Consider the following 14,741-nt stretch of genomic DNA (forward strand, 5'->3'; position numbering starts at 1 on the left):
GGATGTGATCAGGCGAATACGCTCATCGGCTGGCGGATGGATTCGGCTACCAACCTGGCGATGTCTTCCGGGACGTTGCGATAGACCGCGGTGCGGGCGAGGTTGCCGAACTGCGGGGGCAACCCACTGCAGAGCACCAGGGCGCGTGCTTGCAGCGGCGGCAGGGGAGCACCCTGGTCGATGAAGACCGTGCCGATCTCCTCGTCGTCGGAGACGCGCTCTGCCCGGAACCGCATGACGCTGATTCCTCGGGCGGCGCGGTCGAGCAGGATGCCTGTGGCGTGATCCGTGTGGTACCAGCTACCGTTCAAGCGGTAGCGGTAGCTCGGACGGCCGTTGACCGAGATCCGGCAGAGCCCGTCACCTTTCGGCAGACCGGCGCAGAATCGCACGTCCTCCGCATTTGCCGATATGTGCTCGGCTGCATCGTCGCGTGCTGGAGGAGCGGCAGGGTCACCGAGCGTTATCCGAAGCAGACCCCTGGCAATGCTCCGGGCTGCGCATCCGACGTACTGGACGCCAGCTTCCTTCAGTGAGTCGCGGAGTTGCCCAAAGTTGTCTCCCTGCAGGAACACGGTCGCTGGCGCGGGCAGCGGCTCTCCGTGGCCGTCTTTCGGGCGCTGGACTTGAACGGCGATCGACTTTTCCAGACGGTCGAGAAGGCCGACGCGCCGACTGCCTGCCAGCACCGCTGTGCCGCCTGCGGCGGGAAGCAGGGGCGCCACGGCGGGTGCGATCGTCCAGTTGCCGCGCTGCCAATCGATCTCGGCGTGGCCGAGCGCGGAGATGTCGCGCAGCCATCGTCCTGATTCGTATCTCTTAGGGCTGCGGTCCCGAGCCCGCGCCGCCCAGGCAACGCGCTGGCGAAGGTCGCGGACGTCACCGGAACCCACTTCGCTCATCCAAGTCAGCAGCAGGTCAGCGTCCATCGGCACGCTCGTATGCGCTGACGTAGAGGGGCCACAGTTGGTCGCTGGTACTCACCGACCCAACTGCCTCGTGCCATACCCGGCGATCTTCCGGCCTGAGGGGCCGGAAGGCCGGTTCAGCAGCCTGCAGGCGGGTGGCCTGCCACTCAGCGCCCGGCCGTTGGCTCAAGCGCTTCTGCAAAAGCCATGCCCCTCGGTCCCGGCGGAGTTCGAAGTACATGAAGGAAACACCGGGGGCGAAGGTCGGCAGCGCCGGTTCCGTGAGCAGTGTCACCCGCCCGGTCCGATCGACCAGCCAATTTTCTATGGCACCCCGGCGCACGAGCACGATGTCCGCCTCGTCAGGTGCTTCGGTCCAGGCGCCGCAGACGCCTCTCCGCTTCTCAGAATGTACGAGCTCGCCCCGCCTCCAAGACAACCCGCCGATACCGGGCGGGTCGTATGCCTCCCCGGAGCCGGGGCGCACCACGAAGGCCAGCGTCTCCCCGTCCGCCTCGATGGTGTGGTCCCCTTCCCCGTACGGGCCGAACCGGCAGAAGGGGATTGGGAATTTCGAGGCACGGAAGACCTGGCTCTCCCCGTCCAGCACCACCCTGACGTCGCGCGGCTCGGCACCGACGGGTAGCTCCAGATCAGGTTCGCCGCCTGCGAGATAGGTGTGGCGGCTGAGGTTGCGATGCAGTGGCAGCCCATTGATGAGCCTTGGGCGAGCCGTCGTGCCGAGTCGGATGCCGGCCGCGAGCGCGGCAGGCAGCATCCGCAGGGCCCGCTCCAAAGCATCGCCATCCGAGAACACCACCCCGTAGTAGATGGAGTAGCCATCAAGTATTTCGCTCGCGATCTGGTCGCTCATGCGGTTCCAGCCCTGGTCCGCTGCCATTTCGAGGGCGCGCTCGACCAGGGGACGAAGATCGGGTGCCGCGACAAGGACGTGCTCCTCGTATGCCTGGATGGCATCGACCGATGTCCAGCCGCCGGCATCAGCGTTGTCCGCCAAGGCGAAGAAGCGCGCGGGCTGGAACTCGGCTACATAGAGGTTCCCCCGCATCATCAGACCCTGGGTCAAGAGATATGGGGTAACGGGTGGCAGCCCTTCCGCTTCAAACATGGAGCTGTACGGATCGGAGGTGATGACCACCCTGAACTCGTTGCCACCCATCGTGCCGGTCAGGGTGTCGCCCGGTGCGTCGGCCATGCGCGGGATCACCCACCAGGCGCTGCCTCGGTCGAGGTCGAGCGCTAGCCGGAACTCGAGCCGTCGGAGACCTTCGGCGGTTATGACCTTGCCGTCCCAGGCGATGGCGAGATCGTGGATGAGTGGGCGCAAATAGTCCTGGACGTCCGGGTCCCTGAGCACCTCGATGAAGCGGTGGCTGAAGCCATGGGAGCGGCGGTGCGTCCAGACTTCAAGGCAGGTCAGCAGCGATTCGGGTGACGGCACACCCGCGCGCTTGAGCTGCATGCGGTCGAAGAACCGAGTCAAAACCGCGCGGTCGCTCCGGCGGATGAGCGTTTGCGACAGTGGATAGCCGATACGACTTAGCCCCGGGTGCTCGGGGATCGTGGAAGTGCCGGAGGCTCCTGCCTGCCGACCTATCCAACGGTGGATGCACTGCCACATGCCGACCACGTCTGTGAAAGCGCCGCGCTCGCGGAGCGAGTGCCGAAGAGATTCGATCTCGGAGTTGGTTCCGTCAGGTAGCAGGGCGCGGGATAGGCGAATGTAGTAATTGTGACGCGATCCTGAAGCGTCGCTTCGCATCTCTGAGGCAGCCAGCACGCTGAGGGCGAGCACTGGCAATGTCGGCGGCGGCTGGTCCTGGGGGCCCGCGGCCCAGATTGCTTCTACCCGTTTCACCTCAGAGAACATCGAGGTGCCGCGGTTGAGGTTGACCAGACGCTTGATGGCAGCTGCAAGCGAACGCAGCGGGTCCTCGCCCGGATCGGCCAAACGTTGAAGTTCATCGAGGTCGATGAACATGACGACGGGCTGCCCTTCCCTCCCGCCGAAAAACTCATGGGAAAGCCGCTCCTGCCAGCGGAGGTACTCCGGCGGTAGGTATGTATCGGCGGCGATTGGCATGGCATCGATGCTAGCTCGATCTTTCGCTATTAGCATCGATGCCCGCCCCTGATGAAGGGCGCGTCTCGCGGAGCGGTGAAAGAGTTGATCTCCGCCTGATCCCGTTTCTGCAGGTTAAGGGGCGAGCGCCCAGTCGTTGATCTTGAGTGCGGGTGCCGCGCGCCCGATGAAGCGTCGGTGTGCTTTGGTCAGGGATTCAAGTCCCATGCGCGGGCGAGCCTTGGGCCAATCGTCGATCTGCTCCATCAGCACAGCCCCGACGAGGCGGACGACCCGATCGTTGACCTCATCAGAGCGTTGTCGAGCGCATCGCGGACCCGGCCGATAGAGGCGTTGATCCTGGCTCAGATCGGCTCGAATCCGAGCACCTTGCGGAACGTGCCGATGGTCGCGGTCAGTTCCCGGGTGGTCGGCCGAGTTTGGCCACGAAGAAACCCGCCGCGGCCTTAAGGATCTCGTTCACCACCGCAGCTCGGCGTCCTTCAGCCTCATCCACCATAGCTCCGCCGACTCCTCGCTCGTGGTCCCTGGCCGGGCGTCGGCGTCGGCCTTGGCCCGACGCACCCACCTGCGCACCGTCTCGGTCGGGGTGATTCCCCGCTTGGCGGCGACGGCGTTCATCGCCGACCACTCGCTGGGGTAGTCCGCTCGAACTCCGGCGACTATGCGAACCGCGCTGCACAGTCCAGGGATAGAGGGACGGACGTGCAATGACTCGATCCTCTCAGGGCCGAGCTCTCAGCAGCCCTGGGGCGCTTCACTTGGAGTACGCTGACCAGCGCCATGAAGCCGGGGCGACTGCTCTCTTGGGAGTGCCTGTCGGGACGGTGGCGGAAATCGCCGCCCAGGACGAGTTCCAGTCCAGTGCGATCAGTGAGCGGGACTTCGAAGAGATGTGGGCCCGGGTCGGCGCGATGCGAGAGGAGTGAGTCAGTGCCTGGCGGCGATGCGGTGAGTGGCGAAACCTGGCAGGCCCCGGAGGGCTCGTGGGCATCGTCAGCAGGGAACCGCCGCAGCATGCTGGGCAACCGGAATCGCGACACGTCGCCCGAGCTGGCGCTTCGGTCACTGGTTCACGCTGCGGGCCTGCGCTACCGGGTGGCCGCAAAACCGCTCACGGGGATGCGCCGGACTGCAGATCTCGTCTTCCGGCCCACGAGGGTCGCTGTCTTCATCGACGGCTGTTTCTGGCATGGCTGTCCTGAGCACTTCGTGCCGCCCAAGACCAATCCGGAGTACTGGCGCGGGAAGATCGGTCGCAACATGGAGCGCGACCGGGATACGGATGCGCGTCTTGCAGAGGCCGGCTGGCTCGTACTGCGGTTCTGGGAGCATGAGCCGCCCGACGACTGCGCCCAGACGGTCTGCGAAGCGGTCCGATCCCGCCGCCGCGAGGCTGAAAGGACTCGTCCTTCACCCGGCCAGTAGCGGGGAGGCTCCACTCGCAAGGACGGGGGCGAGTCGCGGAATCCCGCTGACCACTTGGTCGGGCGGGACGTCGATCCGGCATGACTCCCAGCGTCCGTACGGCCCTTGGTCGTCTGGGACCTGCTTCTCAATCCAGTTGCTGTCAACAGAGCCGACCGCGTTGACCGCGAGTTCATCTGTGAGCCGGAGGACGACAAGCTGCCAGGACGGGTCATGCCGCATCACCTCGTATTCGCGGCGGGTCAGGAAGAGCGGCAGGCGGTTGCGCCGTGTGGTGGCCTTCGCCTCGATATGCAGACTGTGTCGGCCGGCGAGGACAGCGACGTCATAGCCGCATCCGTCGGAGTGGGCAGCGACGTGTTCGACTCTCGCGGTAGTCGATGTAGAGAGCAGGTCTACGAGACCGGCTTCACCGGCAGCGCCGATTCGCGAGCGCTTTGCAGTGTCCACCTTGCCCCAGGCGGCGTGGATCTCCTGGTAAGCCTGTAGTTCGCTGAGCCCGAGCGCCCCGGCTGCCCGCCCAGCATCGATGGGTAGCTCAGTCGGATCGCGTACATGGAGGTCGGCATCTGGGAACCAGGAGATGTCCCCGGTCGAGACCACTGCGCGAAAGACTCGCTGGCCGGTCGGCAGGATGTCGTCGGAGCTGTCCAAAAGCCCCGTCTCCTCCAGCCACCTGTAGGCCGCGTCGTACTGCATGGGGCTGATGTCGCTGTATTCGGCATGGGTGGTGAACAGTGCCCGGCACCTCGCACGGCCGTTGGTGGGCAGCTTCTCCATCCAGCGGACCGCGGCTCGCAGGACAGGGTCAGGAGGCACGGGCACGGAAGTGGCCCATCAGTGCCTGAAGGTCGGCTTCGTCGAGGCCGCCGCCGACGGCTGGCTCCTCGTCGAGATCGGAGAGTTGCTTCACGCCCGGGTCGTCCAGCACCGTACCCATGAACTCGAGCTTCTGATCCAGTCGCAGCTTCACGACCTCGTCGATGGTCCCCTCGGAGGCCAAGACAGTGACTCGGGTCTCCGTCTCGGGGTCCAAGCCGAGGCGGTGGATCCGGTCCAGGCTCTGCAGGAAGCGCCCGGCGGCGAAGTCACGGTCGACATAGACCGCGTCATGGCAGCGGTGGTGAAGGCTGATGCCCTCTCCAAGGGTGGCCGGGTTCGAGAGCAGCACCATGCAGTCAGGGTCATTGCGGAAACGGGCGATCTCGGCTTCCCGGTCCTCAGTGCCGCCGTGGACTACCGCGGGCCGATACTTCTTGAGGACCCGCTCGAGGGTGTTGAGGCTGCGAATGAAGGTGGACCACACCAGGGTCTTCCGGCCCTGCGCAGCGTTGGCGTCCACTATGGCCAGAGCTTCGCGGTACTTGGGGGAGAACTCGTAGATCGGCAGATCCCGCAGCAGCTCGGACAGCTGCGATCCCTTCGGCACCTGCAGCGGCGGGACCTGGTATTCCAAGGGCTCGTAGCGAGTCGTGCCCGCGTGGAGAAGCGCGGGACTGGTCGCGGCCATCAGCAGGTAGACCGTGATCTTCCCCCAGGCGAGGAAGTCGGCTTCAGACCCGGTGGCGCGTGCGGAGAACCTGCCGACGAGGGCTTCGTAGATCTCGTTGTGCAGGGACGGCATCTTCAGAGGTCTGATCGTCGTCCTGACTGGAGGGAGCCCCAACTCGCGCTTCGTGGTGCGTGTGAACAGAGGGCGGAGAACCGCACTGGCCTTTTCGAGGTTGCCGCCACCCACAGCTTGGATTACTTGCTGGCGCCCATAGCCCGGCCACACGAACCCGAACAGATTCTCCAGATCTTTCGCGCCGTTGGGGGCGGGCGTCCCGGTCAGGATGAGCCGTCGGCGGGCGCGGGGGCCGAGAGCCAGGCATGCTGAGCCGTACACACCTCTGGGGCCGGCCTTCATACGGTGGGCCTCATCCAGCAGAAGCAGAGAGGGGCGTGCCGACAGCCACGAGCCGAGGTCCTCTAGTGCGCTGTCCAGCCGCTCGTAGTTGATGATCAGCACGTCGGACGACGGGGCGGGGCCCTTGCCGTACACCGAGATCCGCAGAGGTTGGCTGAAGCACACCTCGTTCTCGAACAACCAGGACTCGTAGGCGGACTTCGGGCCGACTACCAGCATCTGCCTGACTTCACCCCGCTGGCGCAGAGCTTGGAAGACAGCCAGACCGACGCGGGTCTTGCCGGCGCCGGGCACAGAGAAATTCGCGCCGTGGCGCAGGGACAAGAGCTTGATGATGTCCCGGCGCTGAAAGGAGGTGAGGTCACCTGTCCAGTCGGGGCCGAGTAGATCCTCGAGGTCGTCTGGTCCGAGCTCGGTTTCGGGACGCGCTGGCGATGTGAGCCGTTGGGCGACCGTCTGGGCGTCAGCGGTGGAATCACGGACCAGTTGGCCCAGTTGCGGATCCCACTGCACGGTCTTTGGCTCCGGCCACGCCTGGAGGGCTCGGAGGTTGCTGAGCAGGTCGTCGATCTCGATGTCGAGAATGGTGGGGGTGCGCTGGATGCCGCTCTGGAACCGCAGCGCGAGACGACGCAGGTCTGCTGTGAGGTCTTTGCGTACGTGGAACCGGGCTGTGACCGCGTCGTCCCCAAAACCGATCTCAAGGCTCGGCCCGGTGCTGGCCTCCACAGTCACCGGTCCTTTGTGGCGTTGAGCAGCCAATCCATGCCGTCGCCAGGCGAAGTGAAGGTTCTGCCTGCCTGCTTGGCCAGGCGCGCCAAGCTCTCGCGCAGAGTGATGAGGGCGTCGTCGAACGCGTCTTCGTCCAATGCACGCTTGGCTTTCGCCTCGGCGAACTCAGCAGCGCACTGGTCGATGTACTCCGCGGCATCCGTCACCCGCTCCGGGACGGCGATCCGGCGCTTGCGGAGCTGGAAGTCTCTTCCAGCGAGTGCAGTGGCCGTCTTGAACACATCCTCCGCGGCAGCGAAGACAGCGTTCGCGGCAGTGATCTCCTCAGAGGGGGCCTTGTCCGGAGCCCTTCTGGCCGCATCCGCCTTCAGCAGCTTGTCGGTGAGGCTGCGGACGGCTTTGACGTCAGCTGCATCATCAGGGATGACCACATCGTCGAGCCCGGGTATGCCGACCGACTCCACTGTCTCCTCGGTATCCGGACGTAGCGAATCAGGGAGCCGCTTCTCCAGAAAGCGCTCATAGAAGTCCGGTTCGGCAAGGCGGAGCGTCGTCTTGGGAAGGTTGAGGACGACCATGGCGAGGCGCGACTCTTTCAACCGCTCGGCGGCGTCGGGGTCGCTCGCAGCCAGCTTGGCGTAGTCGCGCGCCAGCTCCCGCAGCTTCTCCTGGTGGTCTTCGAAGTCCACCAGGCGGAGGCTTGCTCCCTCCTCCGTCCTGCTGCGGTCGATGGCATCCCTGATGAGCTCGTAGACCCACCGGTCGCGCTGGAGGGTCGGAAGCTTGATGTTGAACTGCCTGGCGACGTCTTCCTGCTTGCGCCCTGCCGCAAGCTCTTCTTCAACCGCTATGAGCCGGTTGAGGTAGGAGTAGTCGCGGCGTTTGTCGCGGCGCAGCTGCAGGGACAGCTCGACCCTGTTGATATCGGCCCGGCCGGTGTCCTCTGGCAGGACGCCGACGCGGATGTGCTCTCTCCCCAGCTCTCGGAGCGCAGCGCAGCGCGTATTGCCGTCGACAAGGATGCCGTTAGGGCTGATGATCCCGGGGTCCCGCTGGCCGAACTCTTCCAGCTCGTCGAGAAGCGTCGTGTAATCCGGATCGGTCTTGCTCGGATCCTTTGGGTCCCGGGTCAGCAGGTAGCGGAGGTACTCCTGGCCCTCTTCGCTCCAGGGCTGCTCATTGAGCAGCCTGTCGCGGTCGGGGTCGAGGGTGCGCTGCGCCCGGACGCGGTGGGTGTCCGGGTTGAAATACAGCATGCTGACTGGCATAGCGATCACATAGAGGTGCCGCTGCCCGGTGTCCCGCCAGTCGACCGTCACCTTGGCGCCGTCCTCGGCCACGGCCTGTTTGAGCCGCTCCTGGACGAGCGCTCTGATCGTCTCGCCTTCAGGCGGTATGCCAAAGCTTGCAGCCATAAATAACGTCCCTCCAGTGAGCTAGCGTAGCGATCGCCGTGGGCCCCGGGCACCACGCGCTCTCGGCTGCTGGACCCGGCGCACGCCAGCGTTTTGAGGTGAGGGGAGACAGAGTGAACGCACTTGCCTGGGACGACCCGGCCCTCAAAGGAGGCGGCATGGTCCGTGCCGCCCTCTGGCTGGTGCAAGAGGTGGGGGAGGGCAACATCTTCACCAAGGGGCAGCTGCGGGACGCCTTCCCTGGGGTCTCCCAGATTGACCGCCGCGTCCGCGACCTGCGCGACTACGGCTGGGTCATCTTGGCCAACACTGAGGACGCGAGCCTCACGGCCGAGGAGCAGCGACTCGCCAGGATCGGGGCAGCGGTCTGGGACCCGAAGGAGAGACGTGCCGCCGCCCCCCGGAAGGCGCCGTCGGCCAAGGAGATCAGAGCCGTCATGGAGCGCGACGACTTCCTGTGCACCGTCTGCGGCATCTCGGGTGGGGAAGAGTACCCGGACGATCCCAATAAGACCGCGGTGCTGTCAGTGACACGGCGGACCACGGTGCTGCCGGACGGCCGTAAGGAGGTACTGCTGCTCACCGAGTGCAAGCGCTGCCGCGCCGGCTCCTCCGACGCTCCGGCCAGAGCTGATGAGCTCGCCGCCGACGTCCGCGTCCTCGATCCGGCGGATCAGAGGCGGCTCGGCCGGTGGATCGAGCGCAACCGCCGCGTCTCGACCCCCCTCGACCGCGTCTGGTCGGCGTATCGGCGCCTGCCAGCGGACGCTCGCCCCGAAGTTCTCTCAGTGCTGAGGGGCGAGGTGCGGTAGAGCGCGGCGTTGTCGACGTAGGTCCTCTCGGGCCGTAAACTGCCACACTGCTCGTGACCCCATGAACCAGAACACTCAGGCGTGGGAAGCGCCCTGCTCTGGGGCTGGGACGGATGTCTAGATTTCACAAGCGGAGCGCAACGCAATCCGCGTCTAGCTTCCCAGGGTGCTTGGAGGGAGAACAACTTGTCCGGAGCAGCCGAGGGCAAGCCGCTTGAGGTCGTAGAAATCTGCGCAGGTGCGGGCGGCCAGTCACTGGGGTTGGAACGGGCAGGCTTCCGCCACCGCCTCGCGATCGAACTAGACGATAACGCAGCCCGGACGCTTCGCCACAATCTCGTCAAAGTCCTGGGATACGAGGAGAAAGAAGCCGAGGAAACGGTAAGGGTTGGCGACGTAGCCGATCCTGAGACATGGTACCTCGATGAAAAATGGGACTTCGGCGAGTACGAGGATGTAGATCTGCTGGCTGGAGGCGTTCCGTGCCCGCCGTTCAGCATCGCCGGTAAGCAGTTGGGTGCCAGCGACGAACGCGATCTGTTCGCCTGGGCGGTCGAGTTGTGTGGCCGCATGAAACCAAAAGCCCTCCTCTTGGAGAATGTCAAGGGTCTGAGCGCCAACCGGTTCACGGCGTATCGGAAGCACGTCTTGGACCGGCTTAATGAACTCGACTACGTTGCCGAGTGGCGGCTGCTCCAAGCCGACCAGTTCGGCGTCTCGCAGCTCCGCCCTAGGTTTGTGCTTGTTGCAATGAGGGAGGAGTACGCCCGGTATTTCCACTGGCCGGAGCCGCAGGCCGAACGTCCTCTCACAGTCGGCGAACTGCTTCGTGACTTGATGGCGCAGGGCGACTGGAGTGCGGAAAGGCTCGAAGCCTGGGTCAAGCAGGCCAACAACATCGCTCCGACCATCGTCGGCGGCTCGAAGAAGCATGGCGGCGCCGACCTCGGCCCGACCCGCGCCAAGGCGGCTTGGGAAGCGATGGGCGTTGATGCCAAGGGAGTCGCCGATGACCCTCCCGGTCCGACGAACCCCAGGGTCGAAGGCGTCCAGTACCCGATGCTGACCGTAGAGATGGTCGCCCGCATCCAGGGGTGGTACGGCGATGACTTCGCCGAATGGGAATTTCTCGGCCGCAAGACCTCTCGATACCGGCAGATCGGCAACGCATTTCCGCCGCCGGTTGCCAAGGCGCTCGGTGTAGCGATCAGAAGGGCTCTCCTGCAGGAAGGATCCCCACGCTCGCTCGTCGAGCGGTCCAAGGTTACCCTCGACCCCGTTTACAAGGTTCTGCTAGGGCGAAAGCGTCCGATGACGGTTGAGCAGTTGGTTGTTGAACTGGAACGAAACGGGACGCCGCTGGAGCAGCCGGAGGTGGAGCGCCGACTCGTCCATCTCAGCCATGATTTTGAGCTACTTGAGAAGCAGCGCTCAAGTGGTGAGGTCGCTTTTCTGCTGGGTGACTTCAAGGCGTTCATAGGGCAGGACGACCACCAGCGCCACCAGTTGTTCGCCCAATACCGAACGAAGATCAGCTGATATCAAGGGCAGTGGGCGGAGGACGCGGAAGCCGGTTCCTTCGGCCCGGATCTGCCGATGAGAAGCTGAGCCCCGGAGTCCCTGGCACTGCTCAGGACGGACTCAGTCTGCGGCGGCGGCTCGCGGTTGGACAGACGTGCCAGGGCCGCAGCGAGCTTCGTCCGATCCCGCAGTGTCGGGGCATACCGCGGGCGCGACCTAGCGGCGGTCGATGAGGGGCCGACACGTGATGCCGACGCTGGCCCTGGAGTACGGGGAGCGAGCCGGGCCAGAGGGCGGTCAGCGGGCCGAGGCCTGCTTGATTTGCTCGATCAGGTCGGCGAACTGGGTGGCGGAGAGGGTGAGGTGGCCTCCGTCCGGATCCTTGCTGTCCCGTATCCCAATCCCAGCACCTGGCGCTAGTTGTGCCAGCTCAACGCACACATCGTCGTTCGCCGTGCCGCTGTACGAACTTTTGCGCCACTGGATCATCATGTGTATCTCTCCAAGTACTGCCTGATCAGCTCGCGCGAGGCGTCCTGAGAGTCAGCCTTTGCGCCGATACGTTCGAAAGTATCAGCAAACTCCTTGATCTCGTCTGGCATTTCGATCAAGCGTCCCGCGCCTTGGGCGCCCGCGTAGGCGATGTCGCGATCAGGGAGACCGATCAGTTGGAAGAAGCCTTCCGAGCCGAGGTGCTCACCCGCCAAGAACGGAACGATCCGCAAGATCACGTTCCAGCGCTCCGCCATTTCGAGGAGGTGTTGGAGCTGAGCCCGCATGACCGCATCGCCTCCAACCCGGCGGGCCAGCGCCGACTCGTCCAGCAGCGCCCAGATGTAGGGAGGGTCTTCCCTCTCAAGGACGGCGCGCTTGCGGGCTAGTCGCCCAGCCAGTACTCCCTCGCGGTCCTTGGCTGTACTGAGGCGGCCATAGGCCCGTGTGTAGTCGTCGGTCTGCAGAAGCAGCGGCACCGCCTGCCCGTGGAAGACCTTAATCTCCGCTGCCTGCCTTTCGTGCTGGCTGTATTGCTTGAACCAGTTCGGATCGTGGGCCATCCGGGCATACCAGAGCAGCAACTCAAACAGCCCACCGGTTTCGAACTTGACATCGAGCCGCCTGGCATAGTCGACCTGAAGCTTCGCTCGCCCGGCTTCGATGTTCGAAACACTTGATCGCGCCATTCCAATGATCTTGCCCCACTGGGTAAGTGACAGCCCTTCCCTCTCCCTCGTGAACCGGAGGTAGTAGGCAAGAAAATGCCACATGGAGACCTTGGGGTCGAGCGGGTCTCGAACGATCACCATCGCTGCTCCCTGTTTTCGGTTCCTCTTGATACAGGCGAAACTAGAGCTTGCCAGTGATCCTTGCCACATGAATTCAGAATCTCGGGCGAGGGCGGGGCGATGGTGATGAAGGCGAACGGGGATCTGCTTATGCCCCTTATGGGAACACCGTCCGCAGTAGGGCTAGCTCGTACTCTTGTGGACGCGTGGATCCGCAAATGGTGCTATTTTCACATTCTGGACAATGCGCTTCTGATCGTCTCGGAGCTCGTTACCAATGCGGCCCGGCAGACGCCGCACGAGGAGATTCGCCTCCAGCTCAGCCGGGACAGGCACGGCATCGTCATCGCCGTCTGGGACGCCGACTACGCCCTGCCCCAGACCAAGCCGATGAAGGAGCTCACCCTCGACGACCTGGACATGTCGGAGGAGGCGTTCGACGACAACGGCGGCTGGGGCCTGCACATTGTCCAGGCGCTGTCGACCAAGTGCGGCGTCACCGGCGACCCGGCCGGCGGCAAGTGGGTCTGGTCACGCATCCAACCGTGACCACCCCATCGAATACCTAATGTTCGCGGCGTGTCCGTCGTCATGGGGGGTCCTGGCGTGGACACGCCGCGACACCTGACAGGGGCTGGGGACTTGCCTACTGCGGTCTAGACGGCGTCCGATCCAAGCGCGTGCAACTGGGAAGCCTGGAAGCCTCGCCTACGCGATCGGAGCGGACAGCTACCGCCTGCACGACGGCGGCCCACTGCGGGGGTGCTGCTCGACGAGCAGGGCGTGAGCATCCACGTGATTCAGCGCATCCCGGGCCACGCTCAACTCAGCACGACATGTCGCTACGTTCAGTCGGCCGCTCTTCGGGCGGCCGGCGCTGTGACTCCTGCATCGGGGGAGTGTTCCGAGCCCTTTGGAGACCAAACCGCGACGGCGGCTGCAATGAAAACAAACAGGGCGCACGCCGATGATCGGTGTACGCCCTTGGGGGTAGCGGGTGCGCCGTCAGGGACTTGAACCCCGAACCCGCGGATTAAGAGTCCGCTGCTCTGCCAATTGAGCTAACGGCGCCTGTCGTACGGGCCTCGGCGGTGGGCCGGGGTCCCTCGCGACAGGAAGAACAGTATCAGGCCCTGCGGACCAGTGCGAATCGGTTTACTCGCGGCCCGGGAGGACGCTCATCATGCCGCGCCACAGGGCGATCGCGGTGGCCCGGGAGCTGACGCCGAGCTTGGCGTAGATGCGGTTGACGTGGTTCTTGACCGTCTTCTCGCTGAGGAAGAGCTGGCGGGCGATCTCGCCGTTGGACCGGCCGGTGGCGATCAGGTCCATGACCTCGGCCTCGCGGGCGGACAGCCCCAGGGTGGTGCGGGACGCATGGCGGACGCCGCGGACGAGGTCGTGCGCCGTGAAGGAGCCGGGGACGAGGTGGCCGCTGGCGCCGGCGCGAAGGGCGGCCTCGACGGCGGGTTGATCATCTGAGGCCAGCACGAAGACCCGGGACGAGGTGCAGAGAGGCGTCGTGTGATCAACGGCGGCCGCGTCCAGGAGTATGACGTCGGGACGCAGGCGCTCGGCCAGGGGAACCGCCGCGGCCGGGTCGGGGGTGTCGGCGACGACCTGGAACTCGTCGCTGGCGTCCAGTACGGAGATCACATCAGCTCTGCCCCGGGCATCACCGTCCACCACGAGTACGCGCAGCGGGGCCGTCTCGTCCACACTCATCCGTCGCCCTTGGCGTGTGGTTGACAATTCTAGAGTCGGAGCATAACCGGATGATCTACGAAGGTCGATGAACCCGCACGCACAGTGCCCGTATCGAGACCGGAACGACGTCAGGGCCTGATCGTCGGCGGACGACCAGGCCCTGAGGACTGGGGTGAGTGAGGGGACTTGAACCCCCGACATCTTGGACCACAACCAAGTGCTCTGCCAGCTGAGCTACACCCACCGTGGCCGGGATCGCTCCCGGCTTCCAGTAGTGTAGCGGCTTCTTCGGGGTGGGTCAGCCGGAGGCCACCTGAGCGGCGATGGAGCGCGCCGTGTCGGAGTCGGGGCCGGGCTGCTGGACGAAGACGGCGGCGCGGTAGTAGCGGAGTTCCTGGATGCTCTCCGTGATGTCCGCCAGGGCGCGGTGGCCGCCCTTCTTCTCGGGGCTGGCGAAGTAGACGCGGGGGTACCAGCGCCGGGCCAGCTCCTTGATCGAGGAGACGTCGACCATGCGGTAGTGCAGGTGGGCGTCCAGGGACGGCATGTCGCGGGCCAGGAACGAGCGGTCGGTCGCGATGGAGTTGCCGCAGAGGGGGGCCTTCTTGGCGTCCTTGACGTGGGTCTTGATGTACTTGAGGACGACGTCCTCGGCCTCGGCGAGGGTGACGCCGCTGGGGAGCGCTTTCAGCAGGCCGGACGTGGTGTGCATGTCGCGGACGACCTTGGTCATCTGGGTGACCGACTCGGGCGGCGGTTTGATCACCACGTCGACGCCCTCGTCCAGGATGTTGAGCTCGCTGTCGGTGACCAGCGCGGCTATCTCGATGAGCGCGTCGTTGCGCAGGTCGAGTCCCGTCATCTCGCAGTCGATCCAGACCAGCCGCTCGTTCATGCACTTACCCTACGGCCATGAACGACT

At 65.0% G+C, this 14,741-nt stretch carries 16 protein-coding genes and 2 tRNA genes; 5 read left to right on the forward strand and 13 right to left on the reverse strand.

The annotated features are described in order from the left end of the window. Nucleotides 1–8: 8 nt before the first annotated feature. The 4 genes from ABWI07_RS09360 to ABWI07_RS09375 form a co-directional block, all read right to left on the reverse strand. The gene (locus ABWI07_RS09360) at nt 9–929 is read right to left on the reverse strand and encodes a hypothetical protein (protein WP_353818220.1); all 921 of its coding nucleotides are present in this window, start codon (nt 927–929) and stop codon (nt 9–11) included. Beyond that, nucleotides 919–3,012 (reverse strand): hypothetical protein, encoded by a 2,094-nt coding sequence (locus tag ABWI07_RS09365; RefSeq protein WP_353818221.1) that lies wholly within the window; start codon nt 3,010–3,012, stop codon nt 919–921. Before ABWI07_RS09365 ends, ABWI07_RS09360 begins: the two co-directional genes overlap by 11 nt. Before the next feature lie 114 nt (nt 3,013–3,126). After that, a complete protein-coding gene (locus tag ABWI07_RS09370; RefSeq protein ID WP_353818222.1) occupies nt 3,127–3,258 on the reverse strand; it encodes a hypothetical protein in 132 nt (43 codons plus the stop codon). Between the two features lie 213 nt (nt 3,259–3,471). Beyond that, a complete protein-coding gene (locus tag ABWI07_RS09375) occupies nt 3,472–3,633 on the reverse strand; it encodes a hypothetical protein (protein WP_353818223.1) in 162 nt (53 codons plus the stop codon). A gap of 89 nt (nt 3,634–3,722) precedes the next feature. Between ABWI07_RS09375 and ABWI07_RS09380 the strand changes: the two genes are divergently transcribed. After that, nucleotides 3,723–3,941, forward strand: coding sequence for a DUF6881 domain-containing protein (locus ABWI07_RS09380; RefSeq protein WP_353818224.1), 219 nt, complete (start codon nt 3,723–3,725; stop codon nt 3,939–3,941). A 4-nt stretch (nt 3,942–3,945) separates the two neighbouring features. After that, complete coding sequence (locus ABWI07_RS09385; RefSeq protein WP_353818225.1) at nt 3,946–4,440, forward strand: very short patch repair endonuclease; 495 nt, start codon at nt 3,946–3,948, stop codon at nt 4,438–4,440. Here ABWI07_RS09385 and ABWI07_RS09390 read toward each other — a convergent pair. From ABWI07_RS09390 to ABWI07_RS09400, 3 genes are read right to left on the reverse strand one after another with little or no spacing between them, the layout of a single operon-like run. Then, a complete protein-coding gene (locus tag ABWI07_RS09390) occupies nt 4,426–5,220 on the reverse strand; it encodes a protein NO VEIN domain-containing protein (protein ID WP_353818226.1) in 795 nt (264 codons plus the stop codon). The two genes, ABWI07_RS09385 and ABWI07_RS09390, sit on opposite strands and share 15 nt — an antisense overlap. Nucleotides 5,221–5,248: 28 nt before the next feature. Next, the gene (locus ABWI07_RS09395) at nt 5,249–7,078 is read right to left on the reverse strand and encodes a DEAD/DEAH box helicase (protein WP_353818227.1); all 1,830 of its coding nucleotides are present in this window, start codon (nt 7,076–7,078) and stop codon (nt 5,249–5,251) included. 2 nt (nt 7,079–7,080) lie between these two features. Beyond that, nucleotides 7,081–8,496 (reverse strand): ParB/RepB/Spo0J family partition protein, encoded by a 1,416-nt coding sequence (locus ABWI07_RS09400; RefSeq protein WP_353818228.1) that lies wholly within the window; start codon nt 8,494–8,496, stop codon nt 7,081–7,083. 158 nt (nt 8,497–8,654) lie between these two features. Here ABWI07_RS09400 and ABWI07_RS09405 point away from each other — a divergent pair, with 158 nt between their 5' ends. Both ABWI07_RS09405 and ABWI07_RS09410 read left to right on the forward strand, forming a co-directional pair. After that, on the forward strand, nt 8,655–9,308 hold the full coding sequence (locus ABWI07_RS09405; RefSeq protein WP_353818229.1) for a KpnI family restriction enzyme N-terminal domain-containing protein: 654 nt from the start codon (nt 8,655–8,657) through the stop codon (nt 9,306–9,308). Nucleotides 9,309–9,494: 186 nt separating this feature from the next. Further along, entirely contained in the window at nt 9,495–10,847 is a 1,353-nt protein-coding gene (locus tag ABWI07_RS09410; RefSeq protein ID WP_353818230.1) for a DNA cytosine methyltransferase, read from the forward strand. 279 nt (nt 10,848–11,126) lie between these two features. On the opposite strand, the gene ABWI07_RS09415 is transcribed toward ABWI07_RS09410, so the two are convergent. Both ABWI07_RS09415 and ABWI07_RS09420 read right to left on the reverse strand, forming a co-directional pair. Then, entirely contained in the window at nt 11,127–11,321 is a 195-nt protein-coding gene (locus ABWI07_RS09415) for a DUF397 domain-containing protein (RefSeq protein WP_353818231.1), read from the reverse strand. Beyond that, nucleotides 11,318–12,133, reverse strand: coding sequence for a helix-turn-helix domain-containing protein (locus ABWI07_RS09420; protein ID WP_353818232.1), 816 nt, complete (start codon nt 12,131–12,133; stop codon nt 11,318–11,320). The genes ABWI07_RS09415 and ABWI07_RS09420 overlap by 4 nt, the downstream gene beginning before the upstream one ends. 138 nt (nt 12,134–12,271) lie before the next feature. Here ABWI07_RS09420 and ABWI07_RS09425 point away from each other — a divergent pair, with 138 nt between their 5' ends. After that, nucleotides 12,272–12,661: an ATP-binding protein gene (locus tag ABWI07_RS09425; RefSeq protein WP_353818408.1), complete on the forward strand. Its 390-nt coding sequence runs from the start codon at nt 12,272–12,274 to the stop codon at nt 12,659–12,661. A 449-nt stretch (nt 12,662–13,110) separates the two neighbouring features. Here ABWI07_RS09425 and ABWI07_RS09430 read toward each other — a convergent pair. From ABWI07_RS09430 to orn, 4 genes are all read right to left on the reverse strand, one after another. Continuing rightward, nucleotides 13,111–13,183 (reverse strand) — tRNA-Lys (locus ABWI07_RS09430). An 84-nt stretch (nt 13,184–13,267) separates the two neighbouring features. After that, a complete protein-coding gene (locus ABWI07_RS09435; protein WP_149262637.1) occupies nt 13,268–13,837 on the reverse strand; it encodes a response regulator transcription factor in 570 nt (189 codons plus the stop codon). Between the two features lie 150 nt (nt 13,838–13,987). Beyond that, a tRNA-His gene (locus ABWI07_RS09440) sits at nt 13,988–14,063 on the reverse strand. Between the two features lie 54 nt (nt 14,064–14,117). Then, the gene (orn, locus tag ABWI07_RS09445) at nt 14,118–14,714 is read right to left on the reverse strand and encodes an oligoribonuclease (RefSeq protein ID WP_353818233.1); all 597 of its coding nucleotides are present in this window, start codon (nt 14,712–14,714) and stop codon (nt 14,118–14,120) included. Nucleotides 14,715–14,741 lie beyond the last annotated feature (27 nt).

Source organism: Actinomadura sp. NPDC000600 (assembly GCF_040492135.1).
Taxonomy (GTDB): Bacteria; Actinomycetota; Actinomycetes; order Streptosporangiales; family Streptosporangiaceae; genus Spirillospora.

Excerpts from the sequence above, each read along its gene's own strand:
- ABWI07_RS09370 (WP_353818222.1), bottom strand. The coding sequence starts at position 3,258 with ATGGAGCAGATCGACGATTGGCCCAAGGCTCGCCCGCGCATGGGACTT.
- ABWI07_RS09365 (WP_353818221.1), bottom strand. The coding sequence starts at position 3,012 with ATGCCAATCGCCGCCGATACATACCTACCGCCGGAGTACCTCCGCTGG.
- ABWI07_RS09360 (WP_353818220.1), bottom strand. The coding sequence starts at position 929 with ATGGACGCTGACCTGCTGCTGACTTGGATGAGCGAAGTGGGTTCCGGT.
- ABWI07_RS09435 (WP_149262637.1), bottom strand. The coding sequence starts at position 13,837 with ATGAGTGTGGACGAGACGGCCCCGCTGCGCGTACTCGTGGTGGACGGT.
- orn (WP_353818233.1), bottom strand. The coding sequence starts at position 14,714 with ATGAACGAGCGGCTGGTCTGGATCGACTGCGAGATGACGGGACTCGAC.
- ABWI07_RS09420 (WP_353818232.1), bottom strand. The coding sequence starts at position 12,133 with ATGGTGATCGTTCGAGACCCGCTCGACCCCAAGGTCTCCATGTGGCAT.
- ABWI07_RS09390 (WP_353818226.1), bottom strand. The coding sequence starts at position 5,220 with ATGGAGAAGCTGCCCACCAACGGCCGTGCGAGGTGCCGGGCACTGTTC.
- ABWI07_RS09375 (WP_353818223.1), bottom strand. The coding sequence starts at position 3,633 with ATGAACGCCGTCGCCGCCAAGCGGGGAATCACCCCGACCGAGACGGTG.
- ABWI07_RS09405 (WP_353818229.1), top strand. The coding sequence starts at position 8,655 with ATGGTCCGTGCCGCCCTCTGGCTGGTGCAAGAGGTGGGGGAGGGCAAC.
- ABWI07_RS09400 (WP_353818228.1), bottom strand. The coding sequence starts at position 8,496 with ATGGCTGCAAGCTTTGGCATACCGCCTGAAGGCGAGACGATCAGAGCG.
- ABWI07_RS09380 (WP_353818224.1), top strand. The coding sequence starts at position 3,723 with ATGACTCGATCCTCTCAGGGCCGAGCTCTCAGCAGCCCTGGGGCGCTT.
- ABWI07_RS09415 (WP_353818231.1), bottom strand. The coding sequence starts at position 11,321 with ATGATGATCCAGTGGCGCAAAAGTTCGTACAGCGGCACGGCGAACGAC.
- ABWI07_RS09425 (WP_353818408.1), top strand. The coding sequence starts at position 12,272 with ATGGGAACACCGTCCGCAGTAGGGCTAGCTCGTACTCTTGTGGACGCG.